This is a genomic window from Rhizobium deserti, assembly GCF_004358025.1.
In the GTDB taxonomy this organism is placed as follows: Bacteria; Pseudomonadota; Alphaproteobacteria; order Rhizobiales; family Rhizobiaceae; genus Neorhizobium; species Neorhizobium deserti.
The window spans coordinates 98,265-115,778 of sequence record NZ_SMTL01000003.1; the positions used below are offsets into that span (position 1 = coordinate 98,265).

Below are 17,514 nucleotides of genomic sequence, written 5' to 3' on the forward strand. Positions count from 1 at the left end.
CATCGAAACGCTAATTCTCTCTCAGGTTGCAGCCCTGCCGCAAAATGTAGAGGCGTTGGCCGTCCATTTGCCAAACCCTGTTGCGACCAGGTTGGCGATCACCCGACAGACATATTGCTGTTGAGCCGGATTGTTGTTGGGGCCGGCATGGTAACGGGCAACGGCCATGGTCCATGTCTCGTGCTGATCATGCAGCCGCTTGAGAAAGAGGGCCGCATACTGGACGTTCTTTCCCGGGTCGAACATCTCCTCGACGGACGCAAATTCGCCGCCATGGAAATGGTGGTTGATCTGCATGCAGCCGATATCGATCAGCTTGGCGCCTGAGCTTTTGGCTTGGGCGAAGAGCTGCAGTGCCTCCGGCAGAGAGGAGGCGAAATAGGCCTTGCCCTCCACGTTCATCGCATAGGCGCTAAGCGAGCCCTTGCGTCCGGTCTCGGTCAAGCCGACAGAATAAAGTATGCCTTCTGGTATGCCGTATTTCCGCGCGGCTGCCTGGATCTGCATTTCGCAGCGGCCGGCCTGCTGCGCGAGGGCATCAGAGGTAAATGTCGCCAGAGCTATTGCCGCGACTGATGCCAGCTTCAGCGGCAGTCTCATTGCGATTCTCCATGTCATTGCGATCGGATTGATTAGCCGCTCGGCCCTGTCCTTGAGCCTGCTGACGGGCCGCCTCGCCATCTCGGGCAAGCTGCTGCTGCGTCTGGGCATTGCCCTGCGGCTGGTCGCCGGATGTGTTTGCGCCGGTATCAGCGGCGGGCGCGATGCTGACCGTCACCTGATCAACATTGAAGCCCTGGGCGCGCAGCGAGTCCAGCATTGGCTTGACGTCGTCGCTGAGCTCTCGATAGGCCATGGAACTGTGCACGGTGAGGTGAATAGACAGCTCTTCGCCGACCAGGCGCATGTTTGCAGTTACCGCGCCGAGATTCTCCGGGTTGAGCTGCAGCTTGAGCGTATTGACCACATTGCCGGTGCTGGATGCGCTGGCGGCATTGGAAAGCGCCGAGGCCGGATGCATGGCGGCGGCCCAATCGGGATCCTTGGATGCCGCCGAAAGGATCGAGCTGGCATTTGTGCCCATGCCGAAGCCGAGGTAACGCCTGGAATCGAGAATGGTGATGGTTTCCGGCTTGGCAGTGGTCGGAAGGCTATCCTGCAGCTCCGCACCGCCGTCTTCGTTCTTGGTCATCGACAGGCTGACCGCCACCGCATCCCCTGCCTTCTGGAACCGGAAAGAGGCGGGTTCTGTAGCGTCTGAACTCCCGTCAAGCGAAGACAGGAAGTCGAGCGAGCCATCGTCCTTGTTCGAAGGCAGTGCGGCCATCAGGTCGTCAGGCTGAAGATCTTCGTCCAAAGCAGGTGCTTCGACTGCCAGAGCCGGCACCATCGCCTCAAGATCCTGGCTGGTCTCGGCTGAAGGAGCGGATGTCAGGCGTAGAAGTGCTTCGGTGGAAAGTGCTGTAGCCGACAAGGCATCCAATGGAACGGCAACCACCATGTCGGCGGCGAGCTGACCTGCTTCAGCCTGATCCGCTTCAACCGTCTCATCCTGCGCACTGGCAGGGCGCGCCTCACCCTTGCCGTCGACAGCCGAGGTGCCGGAAGCTCGCTTGCCGCCTGTCAACACGGGCACAAGCTGCGTCAGGTCGAGTTCATTCAGGATATCCTCGCCTTCGGCAGGGGGAGAGGACGCCGCAGGCGTCTGCACGCCCGTCACTTGAGCCGGTGGCTTCAAGATTGTCTGCTGCGGTAGCTGAGCATCAGCCGTCGGCAGCGGCACTTGCTGGCCGGCGGTCGCCTGCAGCAAGGCCTTTGGATCGGCCGCCTGCACTTGCTGGCCCTGCTGGCTGGGTTGTCCGGGCAAAACCGCCCCCTCTGGACCGGTCACCGCAGTGCTTACCGGCTTGAGGGCGCCTGACAGGGATGACAGGTCTGTCAGTGACTTGAAGCGACCGGTCGAGGGCATGCCATCAGGTTCTGACAGGGCCGCCTCACCCGCCTCTCCGTTCCCAGACAGGCTGGTCTCGGTGTCGGAATCCGCGTCGGTCAAAGCCTGAGCGAATTCACCGGACTCGCTGTTCTGCGACGAGGCCTTGCCGAACATTCCCAACACCGGCTGATCGGCAATCGTCTTTGTTGCGGCAGATGCTACGCTGGTCGTCATTGGGCCTCCTCCTCCAACAGATCGTCGATCTGCTTCAGTTTGGATCGACTGTTGTCGACATAGGACTGGAAATCGCTCGTTCTGTCCGCAACTTGCTGCACACCAGCGGAAACCGGCTGCGCCCTTGGCGCCGCGCTGGGTTCCGTCTTCTCGTCGACAGGCTTGGAGACGGCGAGCGGTACGGCTGCCGCTGGCGGCATCAATATCTGCTCAGCGATGTTTTTGGCGGCATCACGCAAGTTCCGGTCACGATCGGACAGGGCGGCATCCGGAATTTGCGAAAGGCTCTTGGCTGCATCCGTGACCTTGGACGTCGAGATCTCCGCCAGGTGTCCGTAAAGCTGTCCCACCACATCGTCGGCCTTAGCGGGGCCGACAGCTCGTTGGTCAGCAAAGGATGCAGCATCGCGAGCCAGATCCTTCTTGCCCGCCAGCAGGGCGCGCCGTGCGACCCGCAGGTAGAATTCCTGAGCGCGTTCATCGTCCATCGTGGCAACGACGTCCGTCCACTGGCTCTGCTGGATCTTGCCATCGCCATCGACGACGAGCTGGACGAACATATCCACAAACTGGCTTGCATAGGGCGAATACAGGAAGCGGCGCACATATTTGCCGGACAGGTCCATCGCCCTGGTGAAGTCGGAGACCTGCAGCGCGATCACTAGCGAGCGCCGCAGCGCCGCCTCTTCCAGATTGGTTCCGGGAGCGAGAAGTCGAACCTTGTCGAAATATTCGAGCGCCTTTTGCGGCTCCGTTCCTGCCGAAACATTGCCGACCACAAGAGCAAGATATGGGCCAACAGCCGTATCGCCATATTCCTTGACCAGTTCCTCGAACGCGGGAAGAGCCGAGATCCCCTGCCCCTGCAGGTAGCGGCGCAGCACCCTGCTCAAGCGGGTATCGAACTCGCCTTCGATATCACGCGACGCCAGATATTCGAGGGTCTGCGGATTGCCGCCGCTCATGGTGAATATGAAGGCGGCATCGACGTTGCGCGTGTCGCGGAAGGTTTCCGGGCCGGCAGAGCGCAGCCGCTGGTCGAGTGTTTTCAGCAGGAAGCGCTGCATTTCCCCGGCCGAGTGATCGCCGAGAACGACGGCATCCTGAATGAACTGCAAGGAACGCATCATCTTGTAGGGTTCAAGATCATCGCTGCCCAAGGCCGGGCCGGCGCCTGCAAAAAGGGCGCCCGCGAAAAACAAACGCAGCATGCTCTGGCGGTTGCGCGGACGCATCATCATGACCTTCCCATTTGAGCCGTCATACGGAACACGGGATTACCCGTCGCCCAGCAGGATTTCGATCCTGCGGTTGGCTCCGCTGAGGGGATCGGCCGGAAGCTGGAGACGCCGGTCGGCAAAGCCAGAGACCTGCTTCACTCGGTCTTCCTTCAGGCCGCCGCGCACCAGCATGTAATAGGCCGCATGGGCTCGCGACATGGACAATCCCCAATTGTCGCCCGAGCTTCCCTTGTAAGGGCGGCCGTCGGTATGGCCGCGGATGATCACCGAGCCCTGGCGTTGCGCAAGAACCTTGCCGATCTTCTCCATTGCCAGAACCAGGTCCTTGTTCGGAAGCGCCGATCCGACGCCGAACATCGACGTGTTCGCCTCGTCCGAAACGGTGACAAGGACGCCTCCTTCAGCCGGCTGGACGACAATGCCTTCCGCCAGCTTGCCTGCAATGCCGGACACTTGCTCCTGAATTTCCTTTTGCAGCTTCTCCGCTTCCTGGGCGCGCGCTTCCTGAGCTTTGGCGCTCTCGGTCGCGGTCTTGTCCTTGGTGCTCGGAGATACCGACGCCATCGCCGTTTCCTTGCCGGCTGCGGCTTTGCTGTCCTTGCTCACCGCCTGGTCCTGCGTCTTCACGTCGGCGGGGACTGGATTTTCAGCGGCTGGACGGGAGAAGGCGCTCGCCTGCTGTCCTGGCAGGCTGCTATCTTCGCTCAGCTTGGCCTCACCCTTTGCGGGCGTATCGAGCTGCTTGCTCCAGAAATCCGGATCGAAGGGATCCCGATAGGCCTCTCCTCCGTCGGCGCCAGTCGCGGGTCCCGACGTGCTTGCGCCGCCCTCACCCTTGGTGCTGACATTGACCTGCTGGCCAACCTCCTGGGCAATGTTGGCGAGCACGGAATATGGGTTCTTGAAGAGGTCCGATTCCGAATAGTTCATGTCGTCGCCGGATGCGGAGATCGAGTCTCCGTCAAGGCCGGCCTTGCCGCCGCCCACCTTGTCGTTTTCGACATTCGACTTCTGGTCGGTCGATTCACCCTGCGCCTGGTCGGCCGGCTTCTTGATGCCCTTGGAGGAAGGCGTGTCGTCGGACAAGGGGACTGGATTGAAATAGCTGGCCAGCGAAGCCTTGGTTTCTTCGTTGGAGGCATTGACGAGCCACATGACGAGGAAGAATGCCATCATTGCCGTCATGAAGTCGGCAAACGCGATCTTCCAGGCTCCGCCGTGATGGCTGTCGTGATCGCCTCTGTGCCGCTTGACGATGATGATTTCGTTTTTGCCGTGGTGATGGTTTTCGGCTTCGCTCATGCCAGAACCCTCTCAAGTTCGGCTGCGAAAGCCGAAAGCCGCGTAACAAGGAGAGAATCGCCCATCTCGACCCGGAGATCGGGTGCCTCGGATGGATTGAATTCAATGGCGGCACCCGCCTCTTCGAGTTTTTCCCGAAGGAGATCACAAAGACGCTCCGGCCCCGTGACCCTGATCTGTTCCAACACTTCCTTTGCAAGCATCGGCTTTAGCTGCTCGGCCAGTTCCTCGACCGCCTTGCGATCGAGCTCTTGCTTGATCACCGGCATCAGGAGACGGGTGGTGGCATCCGCCAGCTCGGCGCTGATCTGGTTTGCTAGTTCCGGAAGAGCCTTGGCGAGGTAATCGGCTAGGCCGCCCTCAAACTGCTCGCGCTGGGCTTCGATCTCGGCCTCATGCGTTTGCTGCAGTTCCGCCAGAGCCTCGGCATGGACAGCCGTTAGGCTTTCGGTCGCGGTGCTATATCCTTCGTCATAAGCCTGCTGGCGCTCCGCTTCGAGGTCGATCTGCTCGACAAAGGATTCCAGGGCTGGAAAATCAGGGGCCATGTCCACATGCGACGAGGTTTCGAACAGCACTTCTACTGGTGCGGCTTCGGCACCGAAGTCCCTCAGATATTTCGCAAGTGGGGAATTCATTACGCACTCCATCAACGTCATCTGCGGCAACCGCAGCGCCTTGCATCTCTCGTCCCTGACAAGCCACTGTCCGTTTCCAAACAGCGCCCAAGAGGGACGACGCAGAGGCATTCGGCCAAGGAATATCCCCGAAGTTAGGCAGTCAAACTTGTGCGAGGATGATGCTCGCCGAAGCCGGAGAAAAAGCCGATCCATCCGACAGAACAACGTCTTCAAAAGCGAACGGCCGCGCTGGATAAGCGCGGCCGAACATATGTTGCGGAGAGACCGATCTCTTACTGCTGGAAGAGCGAGAGGATGTTTTCTGCGCTGGAGTTGGCGATCGACAGCGACTGGATGGCGAGCTGCTGCTGGGTCTGCAGGGCAGAGAGCTTGGCAGATTCTTCTTCCATGTCGGCGTCGACAAGGCGGCTGACACCTTCTTCGATCGCGTCGGAAAGGGTCGCTGCATAGGCCGTCTGCAGATCGATACGCGTCGTCAGTGCGCCGAGGGCGGCGCCAGCATCCGTGAGGCTGGACAGGGCCGTTTCGACAACCGTCAGGTAATCGTCAAGCTCGTCGTCCGTGGTTGCGGCGGTCAGTGCGATATCCATGACATCGCCGAGAAGGCCACCGGTTCCGACGCCGTCGTCGATCGTGTCGAACAGGGCGTTGGATGCAATGTCGTAGCTTGCGGTGGTGACAGCAACGCCATCTTCCGTGCGGATGAAGCCATCGACAACCGTTCCGATAGTCTGGTCGCCGGCAACCATCCAGTTCTCGCCGCTAAAGGACGCGCCCTGGGCGATCGACGAAAGCTGTTCCTGCAGCTTCGTGATTTCGAGCTGGATCTGCTCCTTGTCGGTCGAATCTTCGTTGGCGGTAACAAGCTTTGCCTTGATTTCGTCGACAACGTTGATGGCGCTTTCCATCGTCGAATAGGCCGTATCAACCTTTGCAGCACCGACGCCAAGTGCGTCGGACGCGGCCATGAGAGCCTTGTTGTCGGAATTCATCGTGGTCGAGATCGACCAGTAGGCGACGTTATCGGCAGCTTCGGACACGCGGTAACCAGAGGAAACACGGTTCTGAGCTTGCTCCAAGTTGTCGTTGATGCTGCGCAGCGTTTGCAGAGCAGAATTTGCGGCGACGTTGGTCAAGATACTGGTCATGAAAAGTGCCCCTTATGGCGTTTAATGGGAGGGCATTCCGGGTTCTCCGGTAACGACGATCAGCCTCATGCCTGCTGCGCCGCTGTCGCTCAGCCCGTCGTTTCGATGGCTGTATAAAATCATTTTATGGTTAACGGAGGGTTAAGTAGAGGCAAAGAGTTAACGCCTCTGGCGAGTTTTTTACATTTCGAAAAGGAATCCATACCTTCCTAGATATAAGCCTGTTTTTAAATGGTTTTTTGCTTAAATCTTTGGCTTCAAGCACGGTTTCCCAGGTGTTCGGGCAAGCTAATCACCCACCCGCACCATCAAATTTGGTCTTCGCAGGAGCCCCGATTTAGATGCGGAGACCTCGTAGAGCGAATCGCATGCTTCACGCTTCAGCGGGACAAAAACGCTTCCTTGCGTGCGGGGAGTGCCGGCACATCGAAGTGATCCGGCTCAAGCCCCGCCTTGGCGCGCTCGACCATCGTGCGGAAAGCTGTCTCCAGGTGCTGGCGGAAGCGATCCGCATCGAAGAGCGGGCTGACGAAGCGATTAGCCTCAATCTTTTGCCGGAAGGCGTCGAGCTCGCCGCGGTTTCCGTAAAGATGCACCGCCCGGTCGATGTAGCCATCGATCGTCGTAGCAACCAGTTCCGGAACCCCGACTGCGGTCAGCAGGCTCTCGCTGACGCGCGAAGCGAAGTTTGTTCCCTTGACCGCAAGCACAGGAAGCCCTGCCCAAAGCTGTTCGGACGTGGTCGTGTGTCCATTATAGGGAAAGGTGTCGAGCCCGAGATCCGCGGCAGGAATACGATTGATATGAAGCTGGAAATCCACCTTGCGCATGAAGAAGACGCGGCTTGCAGAAATCCCGCTGTCGACAAACTTCTTGCGCAGGAATGCCTGGCTCTCGTCGCTGTGATGAAGCAGCGCCATGACGCTGCCGGGCGTACGCTTCAGGATTTTGACCCAAGCCTTGATGGCCTCAAGCGAAATTTTCCGGCTGGCATTGAAGGATGCAAACACGAAGGCGTCCTCAGGCAGCCCCAGTTCCTTGCGTGACGCGGGGACCGGAAGCGGCCGATTGATTGGGTCGTTTGGCTGGTAGCTGTCCGGTAACCGGCAGAATTTCTCTCGATAGAACGGGGCGGAGGACATGGGCAGCACGATCGGGTCACCGATTGCATAGTCGAGGTCGACATTGGTGACAGGGCCCGGGAAGCCGAGCCAAGTCACCTGGATCGGCGCGAGCGCCATGTTGAACAGTATGGTGCGGTTGCCGTTGGTATGGCCCTTGAGGTCAACGAGGATGTCGATCTCGCGACGGCGGATTTCCTCGGCGGCCTGCTGGTTGGTCATATCCAGGATGGTGACGACCTCGCCCCAGGCGTTCCGGTCCGCCTTGTTCTTTTGCAGCAGTTCCGGCTTGGTGTGGCAGAACAGCGTGACGTCGAACTGGCTGCGATCATGGAGCTCCAGAACCTGACGGAGCAGCTTCATCGTCGCGTGCAGGTCAAACAGATCCGAAGATACGTATCCGATCCGGATCTTGTTCCCCCAATTGTGCGGCCTGGCGCGGCGCAATTGAGTTACCGCTGGATCAAAGGGAGGCGTATTGCCCTGCGCCAGAACATTGATCCGCTCTTCTCCATTCCAGTTGATGTTGAAGAAGGGAGAGTCATTGCGCAGGAAGTCGGTCTCGCCGCTGGCAATGGCTTTCTCAATAAGAGGCTGCTGGCGCTCGATGACATCGAACTTGTTATGCTCGCGGCAGAAGGTCAGGTAAACGAGCCTCACCCGATTGTCGTTCGGCAGCCGGCTGAGGAGAATACGGGCAGTTTCAATATCGGACGGCCGGAACACGTCCCAGCTGGCCAGAGCAATACGAACGCCGAGCTGCATATGCTCCAGCTTGTCGCTCTTCATCAGGATTTCCTTGAACACACCCGCAATCTTCAGCTGGCGGCGTTCAAACATGATCGAGGCGATGACGAAGGCGACGTCGGGAGCCATGCGCAGCTTGGGCGGCAGCCTGCTGGAAAGTGCCAGGGCCTCGTCCTTGTTGCCGGCTGCGAAATGCAGCCGGATGCCTTCGATCAGATAATCGGATGCGGACTGGCCACCTTGATCGGATGCAAGCATGTATGCCTTTGCGGCCTCGGCCTTGAGACCAAGCTCATCCAGCGTCCTAGCAAGCAGGGCATAGGTCCTGGCGTCGGGGCTGATCTCCAGCAGGCGGTTGAGCGTCGCCAGCGCCTGAGTGTAATTGCCTGCTTTGAAGCTTGCCGATGCCGCTGGGTAAGAGATCTGAGGGTTCAAAGCCTGCTCCGTCTGGTGTTCCGAGCCGGTGTCCGCGCGGACAACGAGGTGGATCGAAATGGGTTAGATTCATTTTCGCTGATGAAGCTTGCATGGGGCGGGATTGGCGGATGCAGGGCTCTCCTCAGCGGTCTTGAATGATGCGGAATTTCTTTACGTTTTTAAGTCGTTAACCACGCTGGAAGCTGTCCTGGCGGAAGCCTCAAATTTAAGACCTTGGCAAGGAATGGATGCGAGATTGAGCCTCAGATGATGGGCTTGGGCCGGTAGGAACAAGGGGCATGACGCCGGACCATCATCGACCGGCGACATAACCAAATCCGGTATGTCCTCCTTTTGTACAGAGTCTCAGGGGACACCAAATGACTAGCATCAACTTCAACTCGTCTGCTTCTGCTGCACTTCAGACGCTGAACACCATCAACAAGAGCCTCGAACAGACGCAGAACAGCGTGTCTTCCGGCTATAAGGTCAGCAAGGCTTCGGACAACGTCGCTTACTGGTCGATCTCGACCACGATGAATTCCGACAACAAGGCCCTCAACGCAGCTTCCGACGCCCTCGGCGTTGGCGCCGCCAAGGTGGATACCGCCTACGCCGCCATGGAAAGCGCCATCGACGTCGTCAACGAGATCAAGTCCAAGCTGGTAACGGCAACGGAAACCTCAACCGACAAGGACCAGATCCAGCTCGAAATCGACAAGCTGCAGGAACAGCTTTCCTCGATCGCCCAGGGCGCTTCGTTCAGCGGCGAAAACTGGATGGTTTCCGGCGACCAGACGGTCGGCACTGTTGTCGACGGCTTCGTCCGCGCTGACGACGCTGTTTCCGTAACCACCGCAACCTACGACATCCCGACCTACGCTCTGTTCGACAGCGTCGACGCCGGCGTCGGCACCGGTGGCATCCTCGGCGACGTCATGGACATCGACCTGACGACCATTGCTTCCAATGACGACATTGCCGAACTTCTGACCACGGTCGAAACGGCTCTCGCCACCATGACCATCGGCGGCGGCGCACTCGGCGCTCTGACGACACGTATCGACCTTCAGACGGACTATGCTTCCAAGCTGTCCGGCGCGATCGAAGAAGGCGTAAGCCGCCTTGTCGACGCCGACATGGAAGAAGAATCTGCCAAGCTGTCTGCCCTGCAGACCCAGCAGCAGCTCGCCATCCAGTCGCTGTCGATCGCTAACTCCAGCTCGCAGAACATCATGCGTCTGTTCCAGTAAGGATCAGATACCAACCGAGTATTCGGTTTCAGCAACGAGAGCCCCGGCATTGCCGGGGCTTTTTGCGTTCATGCTTCCGCGGCCGAAGAAAAAATTGCAGACTTGGCATCAAAACCGTCCGCCTTTGGACTTCATTAACGTTAATGGTGTTTTCTATCAACATCTAAGCGGCGGGCCGGAATAGTAGTGGGTTACTTCCGACCGGCATGATGCTCTCACGCCGCTTTCCGGTGTTCCGGAATGTCCCCTCACCAGTATCTTTTTTCTAGGGGTTTAGTAATGACGAGTATCCTGACGAACTTCGCAGCTAATTCTGCACTCCAGACGCTGAGCAGCATCAACAACAATCTTGAAGAAACCCAGAACCGCGTATCCTCCGGCTACAAGGTTAGCGAAGCTTCCGACAACGTTGCTTACTGGTCGATCTCGACCACGATGAATTCCGACAACAAGGCACTCACCGCAGCTGCAGACGCCCTCGGCGTCGGCGCAGCCAAGGTCGACACCGCGTACTCCGCCATGGAAAGCGCTATCGACGTCGTCAACGAGATCAAGTCCAAGCTGGTAACGGCAACGGAAACCTCGACCGACAAGGACCAGATCCAGCTCGAAATCGACAAGCTGCAGGAACAGCTTTCCTCGATCTCCCAGGGCGCTTCGTTCAGCGGCGAAAACTGGATGGTTTCCGGCGACCAGACGGTCGGCACCGTTGTCGACGGCTTCGTCCGCGCTGACGACGCCGTTTCCGTAACGACCGCCAGCTATGACATCCCGACCTACGCTCTGTTCGACAGCGTCGACGCCGGCGTCGGCACCGGTGGCATCCTCGGCGACGTCATGGACATCGACCTGACTGCCATCGCCACGACGGATGAAATCGCTGACCTTCTGAGCACGGTTGAAACGGCTTTGGCCAGCATGACCATCGGTGGTGCTGCTCTCGGCGCACTGACCACGCGTATCGATCTGCAGACGGATTATGCCGGCAAGCTGTCCGACGCGATCGAAGAAGGTGTCAGCCGCCTTGTCGACGCCGACATGGAAGAAGAATCTGCCAAGCTGTCTGCCCTGCAGACCCAGCAGCAGCTCGCCATCCAGTCGCTGTCGATTGCCAACTCCAGCTCGCAGAACCTGATGACGCTGTTCCAGTAAGAACAGCTGATACGGAGCAAGACTTCAGGGATCGCGCCACGGCGCGGTCCCTTTCCGTTTGATGCGGGTTAAACGAAAGAGCGAACAAGAGATCCGACCAGCAGGTTCCAGCCGTCGATCAGCACGAAGAAGAGGATCTTGAACGGCAGGGAAATCGATGTCGGGGGCAACATCATCATGCCCATCGACATGGTGATGCTGGCAACGATCATGTCGATCACCAGAAACGGCAGAACGATGAGAAAGCCGATCTCGAAGCCACGGCGGATCTCCGACAACATGAAGGCCGGAACCAGGATGCGGTAATCGGTCTGCGCTCCCAGCGTCACCGTCTGGCCCCGCTCGCGTGCGATATCGACGAAAAGGGCAACGTCCTTGTCCCGCACATTGGCAATCATGAATTCGCGAAACGGCTGCGCTATCCTTTGCACCGCCTCTGCCTCGTCGATCTGGTTTTGCAGAAGAGGTTGGGCGCCCTGCTGCCAGGCCCGATCCATGGTCGGAGCCATGACATAGAAAGTCATGAACAAAGCCATGCTGGTGAGGATCATGTTCGACGGTGTCGTCGACAGTCCCATGCCGGATCGCAGGATCGAAAAGGCGATGATGAACCGCGGGAAGCTCGTCACCATGATCAGGATGCCGGGGGCTACCGACAGAACCGTCAGCAGGCCGAAGGTCCGTATGATCCAGGCGGAAACCGAACCGTTGACCGGCAGGTTCAAGAGGTCCGTTGCAGACTGTGCATGTGCAGCTTCAGGCAGCACTGCAAGCAGAGCAACGACAAAAAGAAATCGCATCATTCGATGACAAAGGTCCTGAATACTATATCAGCGACCTTGCCCTGCGACCTCAGCTTGGCTCGTTCCTTCAGATCATCCCGAAGATAACCGAACCCACGAGGACCTTGAATCTGCTGCAGTGACATGGTTCGCATATAAGCGAGTATATCCTCCTGCACCGCCCCCGCCACTGCCTCATCGACGTTTTCACCGAAAATCAGTGAGATCTCCAGTCGCACCAGGCTGTCGGAAGGATAAGCCAGATTGGCGATGATCGGATCGAGCAGCTTTACATGGATATTGGCAGCGCCACCATGCTCACCGCCCGCAGGTGCTGCGCCGTGACCTGCATCGGCCGATGCCGTATGCGCATCTGCAGCCGGTGTAGCCGGTGCCGGAGCAATGATCTTGCCGACCACCCAGCCACCGCCGCCGCCGATCAGGGTCAACGCCGCCACCGCCGCTGCGGTTATCATCACCGAAGACTTCTTCTTAGCCGGCTCTGTCGTCAGGGTATCGGTCATGAGACCAGACCTCCGTTTGGCATTTCAACACGCGCCAGATCGTCGCGGCGCGTTGAAGAACTGTGCAGTAACGTGAACCGGTGCCTCATCCGATGGGATGAATTGCCGGTTCGGAACGAGACGGGCCGCTCAGATCGGCGAGAACAAATCGCTGATCTGCTGCCCGACTGGAGGCTGCTGGACTTCCATGAGCCGGCCACGACCACCGTAGGAGATACGGGCTTCGGCGATCTTGTCATAGGAAATCGTGTTGTCGGAATTGACGTCCTGCGGTCGCACGATACCGGCAACATTCAAAATGCGGATCTCGTGGTTGACGCGAACTTCCTGCGAGCCGCTAATCACCAGATTGCCGTTTTCAAGAATGCCGGTCACGACAGCCGCCACCGTCAATGTCAGCTTTTCGGAACGGCTGATGGAGCCCTTGCCCTTCGATTCGCTGTCGGAATCGAAGCCCAGAGTGGAATCGGCCTGGGGCTTCCAGCCGAGGATTTCGGCGGCAGCGTTCCAGTTGGTTTCCTTGCTGTTTTTGCGGCTGCGATCGGTCTCGTTGTCGAAGCTTGCCTTGTCGTTGATCGAGATATTGACCGTCAGGATGTCTCCGACATTGAGCGCGCGGGCGTCTTTGAAAAGAGCCGCCTGGCTGTCGCTCCACAAGGAGAAGCCGCTTGCCATGTGACGCGGCTGCTTTGGATACATGGACATCTGCTGCGTCTGGCCATACTGAAGCCCGCTGCCGATCGGGCTCATTGCCGGAGCATTGCCGATTTCCTTGATGGTCTGCATCTGGCCGCTTTGACACCCTGCGAGAAGGGACGTGGCCGCGAGAACGACGCCGATATGCTTAATCATGATGGATCTCTCGAAGTGGTGGGATCGACGGCGCTCGACATGATGGCAGCGACCATGGCGGCTTTCTTGGCATCCATTTCACTGAGGATCAGCCCCGACTGGCGGGCCGGCAGTTGCATGATGATCGCCGCGGCGATGTTGATGTCCATTTCGTCGAATTGCTGCGCGGCTTCGTCGGCCTTCGATGTCTTGTAGATGTCGACGAGACCGGCCTTCGCCTTCTGCAGGAAGGCATTGCGCCTTTTCAGCCAGTCCTCGTATTCCGCCTTGCGGGCTTCGAGCGTGTTGATGCGCTCGTTGACGTCCGCCTGCAGCTTGTCCAGTTCCTGCTTCTGCAGGAGATATCTCTGATCCCGGGCGGGATCGACGATGCTGCCGCAGTATTGCTGTATTTCCTGCTGTGGATTGCCCTCTTGGGAAGCACCCAGAAGCGGCGCCTGCTGCTGTTGGGCGTGGGCGCCGGGCAGAACCGCCAGTGACAGACAGGCCGCAGCGGCCAGAAGCGAACCGCGCCCGAACAAGGAGGAGACGAGAGCTTTATCTTTGATCATTGCAGGACGAGCTCCGCTTGCAGCGCACCGGCCGACTTGATCGCCTGAAGAATGGAGATGATGCCGTCGGGTTTGACGCCGATATTGTTCAATCCGGCCACCAGTGTCTTGAGGTCTGGGCCGTCGAGCACGGCGACGGGACCGCCGGTCTTCTGCGCGGTGATATCGGTTTGCGGTTGGAGCGCCGTTTCCCCACGTGAGAAGGGCTCGGGCTGGATGACCTGCGGCGTTTCCGTGACCTGCACGGTCAAGGTGCCATAGCTGACCGCAACCCTGGAGACGCGGACATCCGCGCCGATGACAATGGTTCCGGTGCGCTCGTTAATGACGACCTTGGCCGGGCTATCGGTGGTGACGACCAGGTTTTCGAGGTCGGCCATCAGGCGTGTCAGGTCCGCAGAACGCGGCTTCTGGACGATGACTTCCTGGGAATCCCGCGATTCTGCAATCGGATCGCCCCAAGTGCGCCTCGCATAAGCATTCACCGCATCGGCTATGCGCACTGACGTGGAAAAGTCCGGGTTGCGGAGTTGCAGGACGAGGTTGACCGAATCCTTGAATTTGGAAGGCAGCTCGCGCTCGATGATTGCGCCACCGGGAACGCGACCGGCGGTGGTCACGCCTTCGGTGAGGCTGGCGGCATCGCCCTGGGCACTGAAGCCCGAAACAATGACCGAACCCTGCGCTACCGCATAGATCTGGCCGTCGGCACCTGTCAGTGAGGTCATGACGAGCGTACCGCCGCGCAGCGAGGTCGCATCTCCGAGCGAGCTTACCGAAACGTCGATGCGGCTGCCGGGGCTTGCAAAGGACGGAAGGTTGGCCGTTACCATGACTGCGGCAACATTCTTGGAATTCGATTGGTTGCCCTGGGTGGAGATACCGAGGTTTTGCAGCATGGCGCGCATGGACTGCTCGGTAAACGGCGACGAGCGGAGACTGTCGCCGGTGCCCTGCATGCCGACCACCAGGCCATAACCGATCAACTGGTTTTCGCGGCCCGATTGAAGCGAAGCGATATCCTTGATGCGCGACGATGTGGCCTGCGCAATGCCTGCAGGATGCAGGGCCGCAGCGACCAATGCAGCTACGAGAAGAAGATTGCTGATTTTCATTTCTGGACAACCTCGACGCTACCGTCGGCCATGACGGTGCCGTTGACGGTCACGCCTGTATCCAGGTTGCGGACCTTGATCACGTCACCGACCATGGCGTCCTGTGTCGGCGCTCCGCGCGCAGTGATGACCATTCGGGCGGAGGAAAAGGTGAGCCTGACATTGGTGCCGCGCTTGACGGTATAGGGTTCCTGCAGCACCGCGAGAGGTATGGTCCGGCCTGCGATCAGGGTGCGCTTGGCAACTTTGCCCACGACCTGATCGACGGCGCTCGCATACCCGCCGGCCAGACGCGGATTGGTTACGGCGACGGGTGCGACTAGGTTCTCGCTGATGACGTCGCCGGGATAGATGGTGACATTCGGCACGACCGCATACTTTGTCTGAGCGAATGCCGCAGCCGGGAGCATCAGGGCGCCGATCAGCCCCCCGATCAGCCAGTTCTTCATTACGTTTTTCAGGCAAAGCATCATGCTTGATCCTTTTTAAGTCGCGCTACTTCAGGTTCTTACTGACGATCTGCGCCATCTCGTCGGCGGTCGTGATGACCTTGGAGTTCATTTCATAGGCACGCTGGGCGGAGATGAGATCGGTGATCTCCTTGACCGCGTCCACGTTCGAATTTTCCAGGTAGCTCTGCTTGATATAGCCGAAACCGGTGTCCTGTGGATTGGCGACGACCGGCTCGCCGGACGAAGTCGTTTCCGAGAAGAGGTTGTCGCCGAGCGGCTTCAGGCCGGCTTCGTTGACGAAGTTTGTCAGCGTGATCTGGCCAAGCTCTGTGGTATCGGTGTCGTTCCCAATGACGACGGAAACGATGCCGTCTTCGCTGATGGTGACCTGCGTCGCGTCATTGGGAATGGTGATTGCTGGAATGACGCCGTATCCGTCGGCTGTGACCAGACGCCCGTTGGCGTCCTTGTTGAAGGAGCCCGCGCGGGTATAAAGTGTCTGACCGTCCGTTCCTTCGACCATGAACCAGCCCCGGCCGACGATCGCCATGTCCAGGTCGTTGCCGGTTTGGGTGATCTCGCCCTGCAGATGCAGCTTGCGGACCGCCTGGGTCTGGACGCCGAGGCCGATATTGGCGCCTTCAGGCACGGCCGACTGGTTGGCACGGTTGGCAACGCCGACCGCCTTTTCGGCCTGGTAAAGAAGGTCGGTAAATTCGGCGCGCGAACGCTTGAAGCCCGTCGTGTTGATGTTGGCGATGTTGTTGGCGATGACCTCGAGATTGGTCTGCTGCGCATCCATGCCGGTCGCGGCGATAGCAAGTGCCTTCATTGTCTATGTTCCGATCTCTAGATCTGCATCTTGGTGATGTCGAGGTAAGCAGAGACGATCTTGTCGCGGAAGGCGGTGGCAGTCTTGAGCGCCTGCTCCGCCTGCAGCACCGCATCGACGACCTCACGGGTGTTTGCCTTGCCCTGGATACCTGCGAATGAGGCGGTTTCGCCGCCCTTCACTGAGTTCACGGCATCCGCCGCCATCGTGCCTAGGATTTCGCTAAAACCCGGTCCGGCGACCGCTGTCGCTGCCGCGCCGACGGCGGTGCCGACAGCTTTGGAGACGGTATTGTCGTCGGAAACCTTGTCCGTCTGCGGAGCAAAGAGGCCCAGGCCTTCAATTGGATTGATCATCTTTAACCTTTCAGCAGATCGATGGTCGCCGAGATCAGATCGCGCGACTGACGGATACTTTGGAGATTGGCCTCATAGCTGCGGTTTGCTTCGCGCAGGTCGGCCATCTCGATCAACATGTTGACGTTCGGCATCTTGACGACGCCATTGGCATCCGCTGCCGGATTGCTCGGATCATGCTCTTCAACGAAGTTACCCTTGTCGACGCCGATCTTCTTGACATCCACGGTCGTCACGCCGCTGACGCGGTCGAGCTCGTTGCCGAAGGTGATCGTCTTGCGGCGGTAGGGATCTGCGCCAGGCGTGTCGCCGGTCGTGCGTGCATTGGCGATGTTTTCAGACACGATCCGCAGTCTGGTCGCTTCTGCTTCCATTCCGCTTCCGGCGACTTTTAGGGCTGCTGATAAAGGATCCATTGGGCTCACTTACCGAGTGTGGTCAACATCATGTTGTGGAATGCCTTGACCAGTTGCGTGTTCAGGTCGTACTGGCGCTTGATTTCGCCACTCTTGGACAATTCGTTTGCGACAGCGACGGTGTTGCCGGATTCCTGCACCCCGATCTCGCTATTGACCTCTTCGTCCTTCACCTCGACCTCATCAGATCCCGGCGTGGCGCTGACGAAATGTGCCGGATTGGTGCGAGCCATCGGCACGTAGGAGGCTTCAAGCACCGACTCGAACGGCGTCACGTCCTGAGCCCGAAATTTCGGTGTGTTGGCATTGGCGATGTTCGTGCTGACGACTTGTTGCCGGATCGACAGCCATTCCGCCTGCTTCGAGGCAAGCTCAAACAATTGTATCGATTGCATCGACTCTTCTCCGTCTTCTGGACAAAGGAGTAGGCTCAGAAACTTGCGTG

At 58.9% G+C, this 17,514-nt stretch carries 19 protein-coding genes; 2 read left to right on the forward strand and 17 right to left on the reverse strand.

What is annotated here, in order from left to right:
* Positions 1-21: 21 nt before the first annotated feature.
* From E2F50_RS12555 to E2F50_RS12585, 7 genes are all read right to left on the reverse strand, one after another.
* On the reverse strand, positions 22-600 hold the full coding sequence (locus tag E2F50_RS12555) for a transglycosylase SLT domain-containing protein (protein ID WP_133316518.1): 579 nt from the start codon (positions 598-600) through the stop codon (positions 22-24).
* Positions 539-2,167: a flagellar hook-length control protein FliK gene (fliK, locus tag E2F50_RS12560; protein ID WP_133316519.1), complete on the reverse strand. Its 1,629-nt coding sequence runs from the start codon at positions 2,165-2,167 to the stop codon at positions 539-541. Before fliK ends, E2F50_RS12555 begins: the two co-directional genes overlap by 62 nt.
* Positions 2,164-3,408, reverse strand: a complete 1,245-nt coding sequence (locus E2F50_RS12565; protein ID WP_133316520.1) for a chemotaxis protein — start codon at positions 3,406-3,408, stop codon at positions 2,164-2,166. The genes fliK and E2F50_RS12565 overlap by 4 nt, the downstream gene beginning before the upstream one ends.
* Positions 3,409-3,444: 36 nt before the next feature.
* Positions 3,445-4,710 carry a MotB family protein gene (locus E2F50_RS12570; RefSeq protein WP_133316521.1) on the reverse strand — a complete coding sequence of 422 codons (1,266 nt, stop codon included), beginning with the start codon at positions 4,708-4,710 and terminating at the stop codon, positions 3,445-3,447.
* Positions 4,707-5,348, reverse strand: a complete 642-nt coding sequence (locus E2F50_RS12575; protein WP_133316522.1) for a FliH/SctL family protein — start codon at positions 5,346-5,348, stop codon at positions 4,707-4,709. The genes E2F50_RS12570 and E2F50_RS12575 overlap by 4 nt, the downstream gene beginning before the upstream one ends.
* A gap of 275 nt (positions 5,349-5,623) precedes the next feature.
* Entirely contained in the window at positions 5,624-6,499 is an 876-nt protein-coding gene (locus E2F50_RS12580) for a flagellin N-terminal helical domain-containing protein (protein WP_133316523.1), read from the reverse strand.
* A 380-nt stretch (positions 6,500-6,879) separates the two neighbouring features.
* The gene (locus E2F50_RS12585) at positions 6,880-8,802 is read right to left on the reverse strand and encodes an O-linked N-acetylglucosamine transferase, SPINDLY family protein (protein ID WP_133316524.1); all 1,923 of its coding nucleotides are present in this window, start codon (positions 8,800-8,802) and stop codon (positions 6,880-6,882) included.
* Between the two features lie 362 nt (positions 8,803-9,164).
* Between E2F50_RS12585 and E2F50_RS12590 the strand changes: the two genes are divergently transcribed.
* Entirely contained in the window at positions 9,165-10,037 is an 873-nt protein-coding gene (locus E2F50_RS12590; RefSeq protein WP_133316525.1) for a flagellin N-terminal helical domain-containing protein, read from the forward strand.
* 279 nt (positions 10,038-10,316) lie between these two features.
* Positions 10,317-11,189 (forward strand): flagellin N-terminal helical domain-containing protein, encoded by an 873-nt coding sequence (locus E2F50_RS12595; RefSeq protein ID WP_133316526.1) that lies wholly within the window; start codon positions 10,317-10,319, stop codon positions 11,187-11,189.
* A 68-nt stretch (positions 11,190-11,257) separates the two neighbouring features.
* Here E2F50_RS12595 and fliP read toward each other — a convergent pair whose 3' ends face one another.
* The 10 genes from fliP to flgB all read right to left on the reverse strand — a co-directional run bounded on the left by fliP (position 11,258) and on the right by flgB (position 17,464).
* Positions 11,258-11,992 (reverse strand): flagellar type III secretion system pore protein FliP, encoded by a 735-nt coding sequence (gene fliP, locus E2F50_RS12600; protein WP_133316527.1) that lies wholly within the window; start codon positions 11,990-11,992, stop codon positions 11,258-11,260.
* Positions 11,989-12,495, reverse strand: coding sequence for a flagellar basal body-associated FliL family protein (locus tag E2F50_RS12605; protein WP_133316528.1), 507 nt, complete (start codon positions 12,493-12,495; stop codon positions 11,989-11,991). The genes fliP and E2F50_RS12605 overlap by 4 nt, the downstream gene beginning before the upstream one ends.
* A 129-nt stretch (positions 12,496-12,624) precedes the next feature.
* On the reverse strand, positions 12,625-13,347 hold the full coding sequence (flgH, locus tag E2F50_RS12610; RefSeq protein WP_133316529.1) for a flagellar basal body L-ring protein FlgH: 723 nt from the start codon (positions 13,345-13,347) through the stop codon (positions 12,625-12,627).
* On the reverse strand, positions 13,344-13,898 hold the full coding sequence (locus tag E2F50_RS12615; RefSeq protein ID WP_133316530.1) for a MotE family protein: 555 nt from the start codon (positions 13,896-13,898) through the stop codon (positions 13,344-13,346). The genes flgH and E2F50_RS12615 overlap by 4 nt, the downstream gene beginning before the upstream one ends.
* The gene (locus tag E2F50_RS12620; RefSeq protein WP_133316531.1) at positions 13,895-15,013 is read right to left on the reverse strand and encodes a flagellar basal body P-ring protein FlgI; all 1,119 of its coding nucleotides are present in this window, start codon (positions 15,011-15,013) and stop codon (positions 13,895-13,897) included. The genes E2F50_RS12615 and E2F50_RS12620 overlap by 4 nt, the downstream gene beginning before the upstream one ends.
* Complete coding sequence (gene flgA, locus E2F50_RS12625; protein WP_245515401.1) at positions 15,010-15,462, reverse strand: flagellar basal body P-ring formation chaperone FlgA; 453 nt, start codon at positions 15,460-15,462, stop codon at positions 15,010-15,012. Before flgA ends, E2F50_RS12620 begins: the two co-directional genes overlap by 4 nt.
* Positions 15,463-15,508: 46 nt before the next feature.
* On the reverse strand, positions 15,509-16,297 hold the full coding sequence (flgG, locus tag E2F50_RS12630) for a flagellar basal-body rod protein FlgG (RefSeq protein WP_133316532.1): 789 nt from the start codon (positions 16,295-16,297) through the stop codon (positions 15,509-15,511).
* A gap of 17 nt (positions 16,298-16,314) precedes the next feature.
* On the reverse strand, positions 16,315-16,653 hold the full coding sequence (gene fliE, locus E2F50_RS12635; protein ID WP_133316533.1) for a flagellar hook-basal body complex protein FliE: 339 nt from the start codon (positions 16,651-16,653) through the stop codon (positions 16,315-16,317).
* 2 nt (positions 16,654-16,655) lie between these two features.
* Complete coding sequence (gene flgC, locus E2F50_RS12640) at positions 16,656-17,069, reverse strand: flagellar basal body rod protein FlgC (RefSeq protein WP_133316534.1); 414 nt, start codon at positions 17,067-17,069, stop codon at positions 16,656-16,658.
* A gap of 5 nt (positions 17,070-17,074) precedes the next feature.
* Positions 17,075-17,464 (reverse strand): flagellar basal body rod protein FlgB, encoded by a 390-nt coding sequence (flgB, locus tag E2F50_RS12645; protein ID WP_133316535.1) that lies wholly within the window; start codon positions 17,462-17,464, stop codon positions 17,075-17,077.
* Positions 17,465-17,514: the final 50 nt, after the last annotated feature.